12 protein-coding genes and 2 pseudogenes are annotated in these 17,031 nt (G+C 42.7%); 9 read left to right on the top strand and 5 right to left on the bottom strand.

Annotation, left to right across the window (positions count from 1 at the left end):
• A partial coding sequence (locus tag C232_RS19460; protein WP_211211492.1) for a transposase occupies positions 1–129 on the bottom strand: 129 nt, incomplete at its 3' end.
• A gap of 378 nt (positions 130–507) precedes the next feature.
• Positions 508–687, bottom strand: a complete 180-nt coding sequence (locus C232_RS0111845) for a hypothetical protein (protein WP_018664376.1) — start codon at positions 685–687, stop codon at positions 508–510.
• Between the two features lie 278 nt (positions 688–965).
• On the opposite strand from C232_RS0111845, the pseudogene C232_RS18610 reads away from it, so the two are divergent.
• The 3 genes and pseudogenes from C232_RS18610 to C232_RS0111830 form a co-directional block, all read left to right on the top strand.
• Positions 966–1,592, top strand: a pseudogene (locus C232_RS18610) (ABC transporter ATP-binding protein); the annotation flags it as partial.
• Positions 1,593–1,633: 41 nt separating this feature from the next.
• Positions 1,634–2,002 carry a DMT family transporter gene (locus tag C232_RS0111835; RefSeq protein ID WP_018664372.1) on the top strand — a complete coding sequence of 123 codons (369 nt, stop codon included), beginning with the start codon at positions 1,634–1,636 and terminating at the stop codon, positions 2,000–2,002.
• 209 nt (positions 2,003–2,211) lie between these two features.
• On the top strand, positions 2,212–3,156 hold the full coding sequence (locus C232_RS0111830) for a TauD/TfdA dioxygenase family protein (protein WP_018664370.1): 945 nt from the start codon (positions 2,212–2,214) through the stop codon (positions 3,154–3,156).
• A gap of 464 nt (positions 3,157–3,620) precedes the next feature.
• Here the strand turns inward: C232_RS0111830 and C232_RS0111820 are convergent, their stop codons facing one another.
• The 3 genes from C232_RS0111820 to C232_RS0111805 all read right to left on the bottom strand — a co-directional run bounded on the left by C232_RS0111820 (position 3,621) and on the right by C232_RS0111805 (position 8,048).
• The gene (locus C232_RS0111820; protein ID WP_018664367.1) at positions 3,621–4,781 is read right to left on the bottom strand and encodes a hypothetical protein; all 1,161 of its coding nucleotides are present in this window, start codon (positions 4,779–4,781) and stop codon (positions 3,621–3,623) included.
• Positions 4,782–5,408: 627 nt separating this feature from the next.
• A complete protein-coding gene (locus tag C232_RS0111810; RefSeq protein ID WP_018664362.1) occupies positions 5,409–6,377 on the bottom strand; it encodes an AEC family transporter in 969 nt (322 codons plus the stop codon).
• Between the two features lie 30 nt (positions 6,378–6,407).
• Entirely contained in the window at positions 6,408–8,048 is a 1,641-nt protein-coding gene (locus C232_RS0111805) for a malolactic enzyme (protein ID WP_026314592.1), read from the bottom strand.
• Positions 8,049–8,310: 262 nt separating this feature from the next.
• Between C232_RS0111805 and C232_RS0111800 the strand changes: the two genes are divergently transcribed.
• The 6 genes and pseudogenes from C232_RS0111800 (at position 8,311) to C232_RS0111775 (ending at position 16,638) form a co-directional block, all read left to right on the top strand.
• Positions 8,311–9,189 (top strand): LysR substrate-binding domain-containing protein, encoded by an 879-nt coding sequence (locus tag C232_RS0111800; RefSeq protein ID WP_018664357.1) that lies wholly within the window; start codon positions 8,311–8,313, stop codon positions 9,187–9,189.
• A 279-nt stretch (positions 9,190–9,468) separates the two neighbouring features.
• Positions 9,469–9,873: pseudogene (locus C232_RS0111795) on the top strand (SLC13 family permease); the annotation flags it as partial.
• Positions 9,874–10,069: 196 nt separating this feature from the next.
• Positions 10,070–11,365: a DUF2399 domain-containing protein gene (locus tag C232_RS0111790; RefSeq protein ID WP_018664354.1), complete on the top strand. Its 1,296-nt coding sequence runs from the start codon at positions 10,070–10,072 to the stop codon at positions 11,363–11,365.
• On the top strand, positions 11,341–12,768 hold the full coding sequence (locus tag C232_RS0111785) for a hypothetical protein (RefSeq protein ID WP_018664352.1): 1,428 nt from the start codon (positions 11,341–11,343) through the stop codon (positions 12,766–12,768). The genes C232_RS0111790 and C232_RS0111785 overlap by 25 nt, the downstream gene beginning before the upstream one ends.
• Entirely contained in the window at positions 12,755–13,447 is a 693-nt protein-coding gene (locus tag C232_RS0111780) for a hypothetical protein (RefSeq protein ID WP_018664350.1), read from the top strand. The genes C232_RS0111785 and C232_RS0111780 overlap by 14 nt, the downstream gene beginning before the upstream one ends.
• The gene (locus C232_RS0111775) at positions 13,444–16,638 is read left to right on the top strand and encodes an AAA family ATPase (RefSeq protein ID WP_018664348.1); all 3,195 of its coding nucleotides are present in this window, start codon (positions 13,444–13,446) and stop codon (positions 16,636–16,638) included. The genes C232_RS0111780 and C232_RS0111775 overlap by 4 nt, the downstream gene beginning before the upstream one ends.
• The last annotated feature ends 393 nt before the right edge of the window (positions 16,639–17,031 follow it).

Below are 17,031 nucleotides of genomic sequence, written 5' to 3'. Positions count from 1 at the left end.
AATCTCAGCGAACATATCTTTTGCAAAATCAGATATTTCGCTATCGAACACTTGTCTACGGTATTTTACAACCAATACAAGGTGATAATGCAGTAAGAATACTGAATGATTATTACTATCTAATTTCATTGATATATCAACCCTTTATTCCATCTAAGACTGATTATATCAAAACCTTTGGCTAAAGCCAACCGAAATTCATCTCCCACCTACTCATTGGTGCTATTCGCACCTTCACATTCCTTGAGGATGGGAGACTTCTTTCGGAAAGCCGTTAAAAAGTTACTTGGGTCATCCGCATGCTGATTGGACCACCAAAAGCACGGACACATTCTTTTTTGGGGGGGGGGGCCGGAAAAAATTTTGTTGCTGGCCATGAGCGGCTAGCCTTGACCGTCTGCATACGGGTCAAAGAAACCATGGGCGGGAACTTGATCGGTAAACATTTGGGATCTGTATTTTACAGATCCCAATTTTTCTACTACAATTCTTTGAAATTAAAAGAAACTACCATAAGCTACCCTTGTCTTTACCTACACGAAAAATAAACACACCCCATAAAATTACAACCAAAAGTTTATAAGCTTTTAGTAAGCGAGGTACAGGATCCAATATCATACTAACAATAAAACCAACCACAGACAAAAATATAAGTAGGGCTAAAAAAATTTGATTTTGTTTACTCATTAACATTTACTCCTTTGAATTATTAGAGTTAAAAAGCAACAAGAACAAAGGCTCTATATAAAACGAACTAAACATCGCTACTCTGTTGCCTGCTGTAAAAAGTAGTAATCATGCAAATTGATACTTGGTCTTGATGTAAAAACATAAGTTCAATTTATATAGTAACAAAATTTGGCAACTGTTTTATTAACAATATGCTTTCTTACCAAGAAAACTTGTTCATACCCCTTCAATCGTCTCTCAGAATCTGCTCCATAATTTAAAAAGGCTGCGGCAAAACTTCCCTTCTGAACGTGATCGCCGGTTTTCAGGTGCCGGATTCAGGGAAAGTTAATATTGATGGAATTAGGCATGCCAAACCGGGCCCCGATGTTGGCGTCGTTTTTCAGCAACCGAATTTATTCCCCTGGCTGTCAATAGAAAATAACATTGCTTTTGGATTGAAAATGAAAAAAATGGACAAAAAAGAAAGGAAACAATTTATAGCACATTATTTACAACTCACCGGGTTGGAAGCACCTGCAAAAAAATTGCCGTATCAGCTGTCAGGTGGAATGAAGCAAAGAGCAGCCATTGCAAGGACACTCGCCGCCAATCCAAAAGTCATTTTGATGGATGAGCCTTTCAGTGCACTTGATGCGTTGACTCGTGCATCTATGCAGAACCATTTGCTCCAAATATGGAGAAAAGAGAAAAAATGCATTTTGTTTATTACTCATGACGTGGAAGAGGCTCTGTTGCTTGGCACACGGATTATAGTAATGAAACCAAATCCCGGCAGCCTTTCAGCTGATTTTGCGAACCCGCTATTTCGGCCCGGTAACCGCTCCATCGAAGAAATAAAAGCTGACCGGGATTTCCATCAATGGAGTGCCCGTTTGCTGGCAAACATACGGAGTTTTTAAAAGCTTACAAGAAAATGAATACAAGCAAAGGAGGTATACACATGAGCTGGAGCTTTCTTTTTCTCGGAATCTTTTTTGAAATCCTCGGTACAACTTCCATGAAATTATCTGCCGGATTTTCAAAATGGGTGCCCTCTATCCTCTTATTTCTTTTTTACGGGCTCAGCCTTACATTTGTCACATTATCGCTCAAAAAAATAGAGGTAAGCATTGCGTATGCTGTCTGGTCAGGTCTTGGTACTGCAATCATTACAGCCGTCTCTTTCTTCTACTTCAAGGAGCCTGTGACGTTAGCGAAAATTTTTTTCATCCTCATGATCATCGGAGGGGTGATCGGCTTAAATTTCAGCTCCGGGAGCGAACATCAGTATGCTTCCAAAGTATCGAAAATTCAGCAATCAAACAATTAATACGTCATATATCCTGCAATTTAAATATTGACTTTCTGTAAAAAACCGATATAATATCCTTAAACAAAGAAAGTTCATAAGAATACCAGGAATTAGCTTGTGCCGATCAGTCAGCTGAAGGCCCGTTTACCGTGTGGGGTAAACGGGCCTTTTTGATTCTCCTGAACTTTCTTTTTATAAAACACTACAAAAAACGGGAGGAAACAAAAATGAGCAACGCTAACCATACTCAATCCGAAAAAGCCCTGTTAAACATCAAACCGGTTACTGCGCGCATTGGCGCTGAAATCGAGGATATCCGGCTGTCTGCTGATTTACGCCCTGCAGAAGTGGCGGCCATACAGGATGCCCTGTTAAAGTATAAAGTGCTATTTTTCCATAACCAGAGCCATTTAGACGATGCAGGGCAAGAAACTTTTGCCCGCCTTTTCGGAGAGCTTTTCGCACACCCGACTGTCCCAAAACGAAGCGGAACAGGCAGCATATTTGAACTTGATTCAACACACGGCGGCCGAGCGGATGCCTGGCATACTGATGTCACATTCATAGACGCCATACCGAAAATATCCATTCTCCGTGGAGTAACGATTCCGGAAACGGGCGGTGATACCGTTTGGGCCAATACAGCTGCTGCTTATCAGGATCTGCCGGATGAATTGAAAAATCTTGCGGACCATTTATGGGCACTGCACACAAACGAATATGATTATGGTGCTTATCATTCAAAGGCCAGCGAGGCAGACACGCGTTACCATGAAGAAGTATTCACGTCCACCATTTATGAGACAAAACACCCGGTTGTAGCCATCCATCCCGAAACAGGGGGACGCACCCTGATTTTAGGACAGTTTACAAAAAGATTGCTAGGGCTCTCTTTGTCTGACTCCAACCATCTTTATTCCTTGCTACAGGACCATATTACAAAATTGGAAAATACGGTCCGCTGGAGATGGTCTGCCGGAGATGTCGCCATTTGGGACAATCGCGTAACCCAGCACTATGCCGTAAACGATTATGGCCGGCAGAAACGCGTTGTAAGGCGTGTCACTCTAAAAGGAGAGGTGCCGGTCAGTGTAGACGGCCGGAAAAGTGAAATGAAGAAAAAAGAAAGGGCCGTATCGGATCCGGCTATCTTTAAAACAGCTTTATCCTAACTGCCCCGCTTTTGAAAAAAGAATTCTGTTTTTTGTTTATATCCCGCGGTTAAGCGTTTTGGCCTGCGGGATACATTTTTATCCTTGAATTTTCCTTCTTTCTTACGCATCCGTCAGATTATCCTGCTGTCCTGACTTAATCATGGGTCACGGTGTATCTTTTATTTTTTCCGAGTAAAAAAGCAAGCCACGCTATTTAAGTGGGTTGGTTGCTCCTAAAAATGTTTCTTTTTTCTTAGAAGGCCTCCCCAATTTGTTGGAAGTGTGTTCGGTGGTCTTTTTCTAGCGTTTCTTTGCAGGCAGCTTATTGAAAACCTAATTGCTTTTCTTCAACATTCCCCATGATTTGTAAGCAGAAAATGAGGCCAAACCATGTTGGCATCCCCTGTTCTTCTTTACGTTATTTTCTTCTAAAAATTTTATTAAAAGACCCTCTGGATTATGAAGCAATAAAGCCCGCGAAATTACTTCGTGGGTTCCGATACTTGAAAACGTTCCGGGCTCATTAATTGCCATTTACCACCTACTCTCTCAATAATGCCTTGTACGGTTACATCTTTATTATCCCGGTGTGCATTACAAGCCTGCTTGTAATCATCTAAATTTAAAGGAACGTTAACCTTAATGGGTCTATCATTAATTTCGGTTTTTATGGTAATCAGCCTGTTCCCATATTGATCATCTTCGTCTTCAAGATCAGATGCAGACAATTTTACTACCTTTCCTACAATTTTACGCTTGACAGATTCGTCTGTATTCCTTAGCACTTTCGCCGCGCTCTCAATATAATCGAAAGCAATGCCTTCAATTTTCACTTTGTTCGGGACATCATTTGGCTCAGGAATATTGAGAGACCAATTGACACTATATTCAAGGTCGACGTCTAATTGATCTAACTTTAATCCTAATAAAGCCTCGCACATATTTGCATTTAATCCAGCTTTATAATGGTCCACTATAGGAGCGACATCACCCTCACTAACTGACTTTTCAACAAGGCTGATTCCTCTCTGAATGCGTTTAATGACTCGCCGGTTAAAAGGTTCTGTTACCATTTCTTCATCATCAATCGGCAAAGACAATTGCTGCGGGTGGGCAGAATAACTAGGCACAAGGGATTCAATTGTAATAATAAAACTCCCCACCTTCGTTTGGCCGAATCTGCAATTATCTGCATAATTTAAGCCAACCTTCGTTGCTCTCCTATAGAATGGCTGAGGATTTTCTTCTACACATGCCGCTGAGATTAATAAGTCTTTTAACCCGCTTATTAACTTTGCAGCATACCCGAAAGGCAGTGTGCCATCTTTTGATATGTCTGATAAAACCCGCACCTGTAACTTATCAACATTTGGATTCAACATGTCAGTTAGAATATCTTTAATCGGTCTTCCTTCCAACTCACTTAAAGACTCAATAAGTTCTTTCACTCGCGCTGCATAGTCTCTAAAATTTTGATTTGCCGGAATGACAGCTTGAATTTTCTCACCATTAATATCATCCGGTCCATCAAAAACAATGAGCTTGTTTGATGGAAAATTGGCTTTTCTGTCCCATCCTTGAAGCTTTAAGTATCGTATAATATTCGGTATGCTAATCGCCTTATAGTCATCGAGCATTTTCATAGTTGCCCACCCTCCTTTACAATAGACATCAAACGAATGATTTCATCAACTGTTAATTTCCATAGTCATATTCACGAATGGCACAATTCATTCCTGCTCTGGTTGCTATTGCAGAGACATATGATTTACTCAGCCCTTCTTTAATATGCGCTTCAGTTAACATTATTTACCCTCCACATCCCACAATATAAGTATTTATGTCACCCCTGATGTGAAACAAAGATGCTGAAATAATGGTTCCCGACTTACGATCACTGGCATTTTATTTATTTTTTATTATACAATAAAGGTTAAATTATTAAAATATTAAAACGATCTAATGTTCTGTTTTTTGTGTTTTATTGTCATTCTTCTCATATGTTAAAGGTAAAACAAATTACAGTGGAACGGTTGCTCCTAAAAAATTTACTTGCATTTTTAGAAGACTTTCCGTTTCTGTTGGGCGTATTAGAATGGTCTTCTTTTTGCGTTTCTTGAAGGACAGCTTTTTATGGGATGTCATTATCGCAGGCTTTCACAAACATAAACAACAGGAGATTGCTATTTGGCAATCTCCTGTCCAAAGGCTGAAAATAAACATAATGTGCGGTGTTATGTTCTGAATTCACAACTTCATATTTGATTGATTTAAATGTATTGAATGACTTGCATTAATATAGGTACAACCACGACAAACAATAAGGTGCTTGTGGTGACAACATTTGTCGCATAATTGACGTCACCGTGTGCCTCAGCAGCCAATATGGGCAGAACGGCAAGCATCGGAGTTGCCGACTGGACGATTTGTGTTTGCTGTAGCATTGCAGGCAAATGCGTGCCGGAGATATGCGTCCCGCTTATAAGCAGGACAATTAATATGATTGGCGACATCACAAACCTGCCTAATAGCGCAAAAACGGTATCACGATCAAAACGGATGCTTGAAAGCCCTGCGTTATATAAAACAATTCCGATATAAACGAGGGATAATGGGGTTACAATACTGCCCACATACGTTAAAGTGGAATTGATAAAACCAGGTATTGGTATATTCAACAGCAGGAAAATAAGCCCCGCAATAAAACCCAATAATGGCGGCGGAAGAATCTTCTTCCAGTTGATTTTATTTTTGGCTTCTTTTGATTTGACTTTTGTCGGATCATCATTGGAAATCAAAAATACGCCGAAAGCCCATGTTGAGACCGTATTGGTGATGTAATAGACCAGAAAATACGGCAGGCTTTTTTCTCCAAATAATGCAATATTCAGCGGAAGGCCAATAAAAATGGTGTTGGCATTTACAACGGCATTCATAAATATCCCGCGGCGCCCCGGCCGGATTTTTAGAATTTTGACCAGCGCGTAAGAAATACAGTAAGAGATGATAACTGCCAGCACCGGATAAATTAAACTGCCGGAAAGTTCAACCAAGCTATCGCGGGTTAAATATTTTAAAACCGACACGAAGATAGAAGCAGGCAGTGCAATTTTTGTGATAAGGGATGAAATGCTCTTCCCGAAATTATCATCAAACCACTTAAATTTTTTCAAAAAATAGCCCAGCGCAATCATTAAGATAATCGTTATGACACTTTGAATGGATTGTAGAAAGACCACATTTACCCTCCTTTTCTTGCGGTATGGTACTTAATTCAAGTCTAGCCCGGTGTATTTTGGCTCCCATTTGATAGCTTGAATCGCTTTTTTGGCGTCCGTAATCTTTTCACGGTTTAATTGTTGATCAAGGACACTTTGCGCAACGACTTCAGCAATTCTTTGTGAAAACTGGGTTAACTTGGAAACAGGAGGAAGAACGGCAGCTCCGGGTTGTGTTGTATCCACAATTCCGCCCAATGCATGGCTTGCTTGTGATAAAATTTCCCCGTTTACAAGGGAGGCGGTTGAAGCAATTAAGCCAAGGCCGAGGCCGGGATACATAAGGGCATTATTGGCTTGCCCGATTTCATAAGTGACGCCTTTATATTCAACAGGTTGGGCGGGAATACCGGTTGCGACAAGTGCCTTTCCATCTGTCCAGGCAATTAAATCTTCTGCTTTCGCTTCTGCTAATTTGGTGGGATTAGACAGCGGAAAAATAACCGGGCGGCTTGTATTGGCTGCCATTTCTTTTACAATCGATTCCGTAAAAGCACCTGGCTGGGTAGATGTTCCAATCATAATCGTAGGATGGACGGCTTTCACAACTGCCTCAAGATTGGTTAGTTCCCGGCTGTTTGGAAATTCCGGGCGGCTGCGCACAAAATCTTTTTGCCCCGGGGTTAACCCTTCAGTGTCATCGAACAGCAGCCCCTGTTTATCAACCAAGAAGAAATGCTTGCGTGCTTCTTCTACTGATAAACCTTTGCGCATCATTTCATCTAAAATCTGATTGCTGATGCCGACACCGGCTGTTCCGGCACCAAATACAAGAATGCGCTGATCCGTTAATTTTTCTTTGGAAATGTTCATCGCCCCTAAAATACCAGCGAGCACCACAATGCCTGTGCCCTGAATATCATCATTAAAAGTTGGAATGGTGTTTTGGTACTTTTCAAGGATCTTTGCGGCATTGGAACGCCCGAAATCCTCCCAGTGGATGAGAACTTCAGGAAATAGTGCCGTCGCTGCATTCACAAACCGGTCAATAAAGTCATCATACCGATCTCCGCGGACACGTTTGTGTTTATTTCCCAAATAAAGCGGATCGTTTAACAATTTTTCATTATTGGTTCCGGCATCAATAACAACAGGCAGGACATGGGAAGGATTAATTCCTGCTGCAGCGGTGTAAACCATTAATTTACCGATCGCAATATCGACGCCGTTTATCCCCCAGTCGCCCATGCCTAAAATCCCTTCTGAGTCCGTCACCACAATCAAGCGGATATCGCGTCCTCCCGCTGCATTTTTTAATGTAGCCGCTGCATTCCCGGGATCATCAATGGACAAAAAGGCTGCGTCCTGCGGGTTCATGAACAGTTCATGATAATGTTCAATCGAATCGGCAACTGTCGGGTCATAAACAATTGGCATGAATTCCACAACATGCTTGTCCATTAAATAGTAAAACAAGGTCCGGTTTGTATTAAATAATGTCATTAAGAAAATTCTCTTCTCTAAATCGGTTGGTTTGCTTTGATATTGGCGATAAGCCTGGACAGCTTGTTCTTCAATCGTTTGGACTTTCGGAGGCAGTAACCCCTCCAGATGGTAAGCTTTTCTTTCTTCCTCTGTGAAACCTGTAGATTTGTTTATAAATGGATTATTAAGGATTTCCTGAGGTTTGATTGCCATAATTTTGATTCCTCCTTGACTGAATAAGTTCTGATAAGTACAGTGAAGACTATAACAGCGCAAAGATTTTATAGTCAAAACTAGGGGTTAAGCAAAAAAATAGTTATATGAAAAAAAGGCCGGCAGTGAGAAATCCCGTTTCTGCAGCATGTGAAGCGCTTAACAAAAAATCGCGATGGTTGAAGAAATTGCGGAAACCCCGGAGAGCTTATTTTGAACAAAATGTGAAACTTTTACTAGTAGTGAGGATTTTTTTATGAACATCAAAGAATTACAATACTTTAAAAAACTGTACCAGGAGAAGAGTTACACGAAAGTTGCTGACTTTTTCGATGTCAGCCAGCCGGCGATTACAGCTGCCATTCAGCGGCTGGAAAAAGAGTTAAATACGCAGCTGATTATCAGGGACCAATCCCACAAGGAGATACGCTTCACAGCAAGCGGCAGCCAATTCGAAAGGCATGCCTCCCAAATATTGAAAGAGCTTGACATTGCCCGCTTAGAGATCGATGCATTGAAAATGGAAAAAGTGGTATTTGGCTTACCGCCGATTATCGGAAATTATTATTTCCCGTTGATTTCATCCAAGCTGGCTAAGGAAAACTTGCTTCAAAATATCGATGTGCACGAAGACGGTTCACAATCTCTTTTAAAAAACTTAACAACAGGCAAAATCGATATGGCTTTGCTGGGCTCTATTCATCCAATCGAAGAAAGACAGTTAACCCAGCATTTACTTTCCCGTAAAAAATTCAAAATCATTGTGAGTCCAAAGCATCCGCTTGCCACGAAAAAATCTGTTGCTTTTAAAGATCTGAAAAACGAGCCATTCATTCAGCTGAGTGACCGTTTCATCCACCCATTGGCATTTGAAAAATTAATGAAACAAACCCGCACCCAACCCGCTGTGATTTACAGAACCAACGATATCCAAATTATCAAAGGCATGGTCGCTGAAAATGTCGGCATTAGCTTTTTTACAGAAATTGCTGTCGCGGAATATGACCCCGTCGTCGCACTGCCGCTGACTGACCCGGGCCAGCCGGAATTCCTCATTTCCCTTGCCTACCGGTCAAACCACATTTTAACGCCTTTGCAGCAAAAGATGGTGGACATGCTGACGAATTGGGAGTAGATTGGCGGGTACAGGAGCGGCACTGGATGCTTCATTTCCGCAGCACTTGAAAAACAAGACCCTGACCCTTTCATTTTCCGAACGGTTTACATTCATGAATAATCCAAGGGAATAATGTCACGCTAATATTTGGAAGACAATATAAAATGAGAGGAATAGATTTGTCTTTCCGGGAGGCGGAGTATTCTGCTCATTAAGGGGGATAAGAACTACGTAGATTTATTTCGGATTGCGAAATTATACAAAAATGTTAAATTTTCTCCACAAAGGGTGAACATGATGGTAACTCAAAAACGATTACAAAACAAACAAGTAAAAGGAGAAAAAAAGAAGGAAGTTCACTTCATCTCATTGTTTATTACATTGGCTGCAGGTGTCATCATATGGCTGATCGGTGCACCTGCTGGCCTCGATGAAAAAGCCTGGCATTTATTTGCTATTTTTGTGGCGACTATTATTGGACTCATTATTAAACCACTGCCAATGGGCGGTATTGCCATCCTCTCCATTACCGCCGTTGTGCTGACAGGAACGCTGGAACTTCAGCAAGCGTTAAGCGGCTTTCAAAATACAACGATTTGGCTGATCGTTATTGCTTTCTTTATTTCAAGGGGCTTCATTAAAACAGGTTTAGGCAACCGGATTGCGTATATGTTTGTGAAACGATTCGGTAAACTTGGCCTTCTCCGCATGATTAAATTGGATGGTTTTCAGTTCAGGAAAAATCCCCGTTGTTTCTCACCATCACACCAATCCGGCATCCGCATTATATAAATTTTTCTTAAAAAATCTTTCATCTCCCCTATTAAAAAGGTACCACTTCCCAGTTCACTCTCCCGGTGGATTTGCTACAATAAAATAAGAGAAATGAGGGAGCGGGATGATTGAACAAGCCGTACTGGATTATTTGAATACATACATTTTAAGAAAAAATGAGCAGCTCAGCCTGGATGGCATCACACAAGAAACGTTTACAGATATCCCCATTGTAAAAATAACAAAACGAACGTACCGGACTATGGGCATCCTTACGATTGGAAGCCGCCAGCCGGACGGGGATAGTGAAGCAGGCCAGTTACTGAAGGGTATGCATCTGACGCCAAGGAAAAAATTAGCGCTTAGTGAAGATGATCCGCAAACGCTAAAGTGGCTCGAAGAAGGATGGATCTTAAAGGAAGTCCGCCTCAAAACGGACGGAAAAACCGTGGACAGCCAGTGTTTTCGAATGGGCTATACCTTTTATCAATTCCAAAAAGAGCAAAGGATTGTGCAGAAGCAGGAACGAAAAGATGAATTGGAGGAGCTGAATAACGCTTTTGAACAAATAAACTTTTCATCTGTCGAATCTACTGTAAAAAGAAAAATCTATGAGAATATCAGAGAACGGTTTTTATTTGTTTGCCATCCTGATATTTTGAGTGAATCCGATTTATTCGAAAAAATATGGCCGGATCAAAAGCGTATCAAGTTCCTCCATTTCTTGCTTGCACTCATCCAAATAAGCTGTACACATGAACGGTTTGACTGGAAAGAAGTCGGCGCTTCCTATTATAGGAAAATTGGCGGCTCGAAGGTTTTTGACCGGAGCAAAACAGAATTTCTGGATCTTTTTGAAGTTTGGAGCGGTTATCCGGCTGAAGCACTCGGAATGGTAAGCCTCGGCCATATTACTTCTGTCTATTTTTCGGGGCAGGTAACAGGCGCATACTCTTCCTACGGCTACGGACCGGTTCATGCTGTGACGAACTTATCCCTTTATGAAGATGCCTATACCTCGAAAGCTGAAATTTTATGGATCGTTGAAAATCGTGCCATTTTAACAAGAATGGCTGCAGAAAAAAACTTTTTGCAGGAAATGCGGATTTTATTGGTATGCTGTGACGGCCATGTCCGCTCGGCCCACCGGCATTTTATTAAACAGATTCTCCGGCATTCCGCGCTAAAACAGGTCATAATTTGGACAGACTACGATCCGGACGGCGTCAGGATCGCCCGCGAGCTATTTGAAATTGTAAAAGGCACCGGTTCCGTTAAATGGATCGGCCCAATGGGTACGGCTATAGACAGCTGGGTGCAATATGCAAGGCAAATGTCTGTATTCCTCGAAACCAATCGGATGGAACAAGAAGAACAAACAGGAGATGTGATGCTGTGGAAAAAATGGATCACCCTTTAATATCAATCTTTCAAGAACAAGCGGACTCCCCTGCTGTCCTGCAATCAATGCGGGATATTGCGACTTTATCGGGTGTCTTAAGTGAAATGGGCTCACAAAGCGTCTTTGATTCACCCGCTGAGATTTTGCGGTTCCTGAGAATTCTTCAACTCATCAATGAAGAAGCGCTCGGCCTCGGGGATCACATTCAAAACGCGGATACCTTATATTACCGGTATCAAAACCGTTTCCAGGATACGGACCCCCCATCGAAAAAGAAAGTAGCGCATATTGTGAATGTACTCGTTAACAATAACTGGCTGTCGAAACAAACAACCGGGCTGAAGATGCGGGATTTAGGAAAGCGAATGATGGACGTGCTCATCCGCCTTGCCAATGATTCGCTCGCCTATTATTTGGAGGACGACATCGGGCGTTCGCTTTTTCAGGCGCGCCGGGATGCGGAACTCAGCGAAGCATACGATGATCACGGCATTTCAGGCGGGAATAAAATCGCAAGCCTGATCCGGAATGTGGAAAATACAATTACCATGTTAAAAGAACGTGAATTGGAGCTGTTGGCCGACCGGAACGCTTTGCCGCAATTACAGAAAATCCACGATCTGATGGCCGAACTGCAGGAAAAATTAAGCGAGCGGTTCCGCATGTTTGAAACGATGGATGAAAGCCTGATTTTAACAGACCTGATGCAGCGGGGAACGGCGGCGATGTCAGAAGGAACAAACTTAAGTCTTGGCATGATCAACAAATACTTAAAGTTTACAACGATGCAGAAAACGCCTTTGTCAAGCAGCATCCAGCCTGACCTTGTACGGCAGTTTATCATGTCCATGTTTGATCCGCCTGTTGATTCAGATATTCCGAATGCCCACCAAATGTTCAGTTTTATGGAGCAGGGGCAATATGAAGGCGAGGCAATGGACGGGCTATGGATCCCGGTAAAATTCGCTTCCCCGATCTCCGGCAGCGCCATTTCGGAGGCCATTGATTATTTGGAAAACTATGAACCTGTTACAGAAGCATTAAGCGGCGAAGAAGAAACGATTGAATACGTGGCAGCAGAAGGCTCAAAAGACGATATGGGCGAACTGCTGGGAAACTCGAATTGGATGCTGACAAAATCGATGATTCAAACAGAACAAATCGAAACCTATTTGGAAAAAGTCCATAAAGCTTCTATGGAACAAGTTGTCATTGAAGCCACTTCCGATCAGTGGAGTGACGCGGTCAACGCTTTAACAGCGCTTGCCGCCCTTGTTGCCAATAAGAAAATTGATATCCGGCCGCAGCCGGATGGAATCGAAACAAAGATTTATGAAAAAGCATGGGAATGGATGAATGAACAGGATGCCAGGCAAATGATCACAAAAAGAAAGCAAGGTGAACCGAATGACAAGCAATGACTTCACGAGCCAGGAACGGGAAGCTGAAAATACTTCCCCTTTAAATGTGATGGCTTCCCTAAAAGGGATTCTCTCGGAAACCGAAGAACTGACCTTTATGAATCTATTATTTTCGTCCTCAGCTTCCATCCGCGCAGCCAACTTTGGCCTTTCCAGAAAAGAAGTGGAAAAACAGCTGAAAATCCAGCATGATGACGAGGCATTTTTCTCCTTTATCACACGCGTCAACCAGGCAGTCAGCCGCTATTTTCAAGTCATCTATGATGAACGCCGCGACCAGGTTATTGTGATGATGCGTGTTCCTGCACGGGCAGCACGCAACACTTTATCAAAGGAAAGCCTCGCCCTCCTTCTTTATATGTTTTACCAGCAGGAGGTTCTCCAGCATGAATTCTCCTTATTCGACCAGGTGCTGGAAGCTTTAGGGCACGAGACGAGAAAGGCAAACCAGCGCATCCAGCTGAGCATCGACCAGCTCAAGAAAATCGGCGCTATCGAAGAATACGATGCGAATTCCCAGCAAAAAGCCTATCAGCTGACTGCAATCGGCGCGCATATGTTTTCCGATTCGTTTTTACGGCGCACAACCGAGTTTAGCCAGTCCAACCAATTAAACAAAGAAGAAGTTTTGAAATTTTTTAAACGCTACAACTTATATCAAGAAGGGGATAACGAATGATTCCTTACCGTATTAAATTTGCAGGCATCCGGGATTTTGAACCGACTTTAATGGATCTTGGCGGGGACGAACATCTGATGATTACAGGCCCGAATGGTTCCGGGAAATCAACCATCAGCTTTTGCATGGGCGCTGTCCTCTATTCTTCAAAAGTGGACATTGAAGGCTTACGGTCCAGAAACCTGCCTTCCGATAAAGTATGGCGGGCGCACATTTCCCTCTTGTTCCGAAATGAGGGGCAAATGAAAATCGACGAGCCGGAATTTATCGAATTTACGCTGCGCATTGAACAGGAGCCGGGGCAGCCGATTAAAAAAGCATTTATCGTTGAAAAAGGCGATGCCATTGATGATTGGCAGGAAAAAACGACTTATACGTCAGGTGACCAGTACCATAATTTTTCCGCCTATAAAAAAGCGTTGCAGTACCGTTATAAAATTGACTCCGACCTCTTCTACCTGATTTGGTACCAGCAGGAAGTCAACCAATTTGCCGTTATGTATCCCGAAGAACGCTTCCGTATTTTCAGCGAAATGCACGGCATCGACCAGGCGCGGAAAAACTGGGAAGAAAGCATGGAGAAACTGAAAGAAACCGAGGAAACGCTGCGGTCTGCTGAAATTCATGTGAAACAAAATAAGCAGAATCTAAGCCTTTTAAAAAATGCTTTCAATGCTTATCTCGATAACCGAAAAAGATTAAAAGAAGGCGCCGAAAAAGCCACCCATGCCTTGCTCGATCTTGAGTTGTTTTATAAAAAAGAGATCGAAACAGCGGGGGCGATTTTGGAAGATTTGAATGCGCAAATTGAAGACTTTAAAGAACGGCATGCTTCCTCATTTATTATTAAAGAAGATCAGGAAAAACAAATCCGGCTTTTAAAGGACGAGTTAGAAAAGCTCGAACAAAATTTAGAAAGCTTGGAGCAGCATATAGAAGCGGAAAATTCCCGGTTAAAAACGATCAGAGATGAAAAAACCGGTCTCGAACAGGAACTCGAAAGCCTGACAGAAAAACAGAAAACCATTACCCGAACAGAAGAAGAAGCCAAATCCGCACAAGCGACCATATTAAAAGAACAGCACGATGCCGAACAAAATTTAAAGCAAATCAATGCATCCGTGCAAGAAAAAAACAGCGCGTTAAGCCGGCTCGCAAACGAAATGGCAGAGCTGCAATATCTCATTCAGGAAGCAGAAAAACAAGAAAAAATCCACCGCGGAAAATTGGAACGGTTTCATAGCAGCCATCATGTCCAGGAAGAAATCGATCGGCTTAATGCCGAAATAAACCAAAATAAAGATCAGCTGTATGATACCCATCATGCCATCACCCGGCTCCAGGAAGAAGAAATCTCCCTGAAAAAAGACCGCAATGTATCAGAACGGCAACAGCAATCTCTCCAATATTTTCGCCAAAATGGCATAGAAGCTTTTCCGCTCAGAGAACTTGTGGAGCTGGACGGCGCAGCTAACCTGAAAGACGAGAACCGCTTTAATGCCATTAAGTATGCCGTGTTCTTTAACGGTAAGCATGCACAGCCGCCAAATGATTTATACCATGTGCCGCTCATGGATATCGTGCCGGACAAACTGGAAGAACAGATCCCGGAACTCCATCTGAAAATCAAAGACGGTTTGAACGAAGCGCAATTTCGTTTTGCCGCCAAAGCCCTCTATTGGGTAAGACAGTTTTTTACTGATGAAGAACCAAAAATAGAAAAAAGCAGCTTAATTGATCAAAGGGGAATCCGCGGGCCGCAGGAAAAGGAAGCTTTCATTCTTAGCCAAAAAGCGCGCCAAATCCGCCTGCAAGAAGTGAAACAGCAGCTGGACGCTCTGAAAATTAAGGCATCAAAGCTTGAGCAAAAAATTCAGTCGGATACCGAACAGTTTCAGATTTTAAACAGTGAGATTCAGAAAGTGAAAGAAGCCGAAGCGTTTATGACACAAAAACATGAGCGTGCATTGAGAAAGCAGAAATTAGAAGAAACGAAAGCGGCCCAATCCCAATGCAGACAGGCACTTCAAAAACTGGACGAGGAAAGGAATCATATTTTTCAAATTCAGGCAGTGCAGCAACATGAATTGGCCATGATCAATCTGGAATTGGAGTTTTACAAAGAACTTGGGAAGCGGAAAGAAAAATTTGACCAGCTCCGCAAGCTTAGCGATCTGGAAAATGAAAAAAAGAAAGAAATCAAACACCTGAACGCCGCCCGCGAAGAATTGGAGTTAAAGATTGATGAACAGGGAAAGCAGATCAGAAAACTGGGGAGAAAGCTTGATACAACCAACGACCAGATAGAGGACATCAACCGAAATACCGACAGCACACAAAATCAGCAAAACCGGGAACAGGACCGGCTGGAAACATACCAGGCCGCACTCGTAAAAACAATGCAGCAAATTCAGGAAATGCAAAACCTGGCACCGGATTTATACGCCGAATTCAGTGCCAGCTTTGAAAAGAGCACACATGCTTCAGAAGTAGCGTTAAATAAACAGCTCGAAAATGGCATGGTCAAGTTTGACAATGCCAGGCACCAGGAAGGCATCGATCCTGCGGCTGAAGACAATTACCGGAAAGCAAAAGAAGAATTTGAAAGGCTGGAGACTGAGTATCAGCAGTCAAAAATTCTTTTGGAAAACGATAAGGAAAGAACAGCAAAGTTGAAAGAGGACCTGGAAACAACCATCAATATGCGCGTACTGGAGATCAACAAACGGTTTGCCGTTTATATGGCTGCTTTCCAATTCCAAGGTGAAATCAGCTGGGAGCCGCGTGAAGATAAAAAAGGGCGCACCCACTTTAATTTATATCTCAAAGCGCGTAAAGAAGGGCACCGCGGCACAATGGAAGATGTCAGCGTAAAAGCGCGCGGCGGCAGGGTTGGAAAGGGCGTTTCCGGCGGCGAAGAATCCCTCAGCTCCCTGCTGTTTGCACTCGCCCTTCTGCAAAACCTGGAAACCACGCCCGGCTTCATCGTGCTCGACGAATTCGACAGCGCCCTTGACGAACAAAGAAAATCAAAAGTCTTTGATCTTTATGTTGAACAGCTCAAGCGAAAACTGATCATCCTTACCCCGAAAACGCATGAGCCCGAATATGTCAACCGCTTTAAAATAGCATTTGTCGTACAACATGACCCATCCATTCCGAAGAGCAAGGTTACGGGGATTCGGTTATAGCAGCTGATAAAATAACCTGTTCAGTGCTAAATGAATTGGATATAATAAGGTAAAGGCGGGATGCTGCGAACACCCCGCTTGTGCAACTCGTCCAAAGCGGGCGGTTGCTCCTAAAAAGTATTATTTCTTCTTAGAAGACCTCCCGTTTCTGTTGGACGCATTGCGGGTGGTCTTCTTTTTTGCGTTTCTTTGCGGACAGGTTACTAAATACCAGGACAATTGTTTGATTCACAAACGCCTTGGCAGCTTCTACAACAAGAACTGCAAGAGAATATCCATTTCGCTCATCCCATTCTCTTGAAGACAAGGGAAAAAAGCAGAGGGGCAACCTCCCACCTAGCTTGTTGCGCGACACTACTATACCAGATTTTCAAGAAAATTGGACAAGAGAGA

Source organism: Heyndrickxia acidiproducens DSM 23148 (assembly GCF_000374345.1).
Classification (GTDB): domain Bacteria; phylum Bacillota; class Bacilli; order Bacillales; family Bacillaceae_C; genus Weizmannia; species Weizmannia acidiproducens.
Note: the sequence above shows the minus strand (reverse complement) of the source record. Positions and strands in the feature narration are given on the sequence as shown.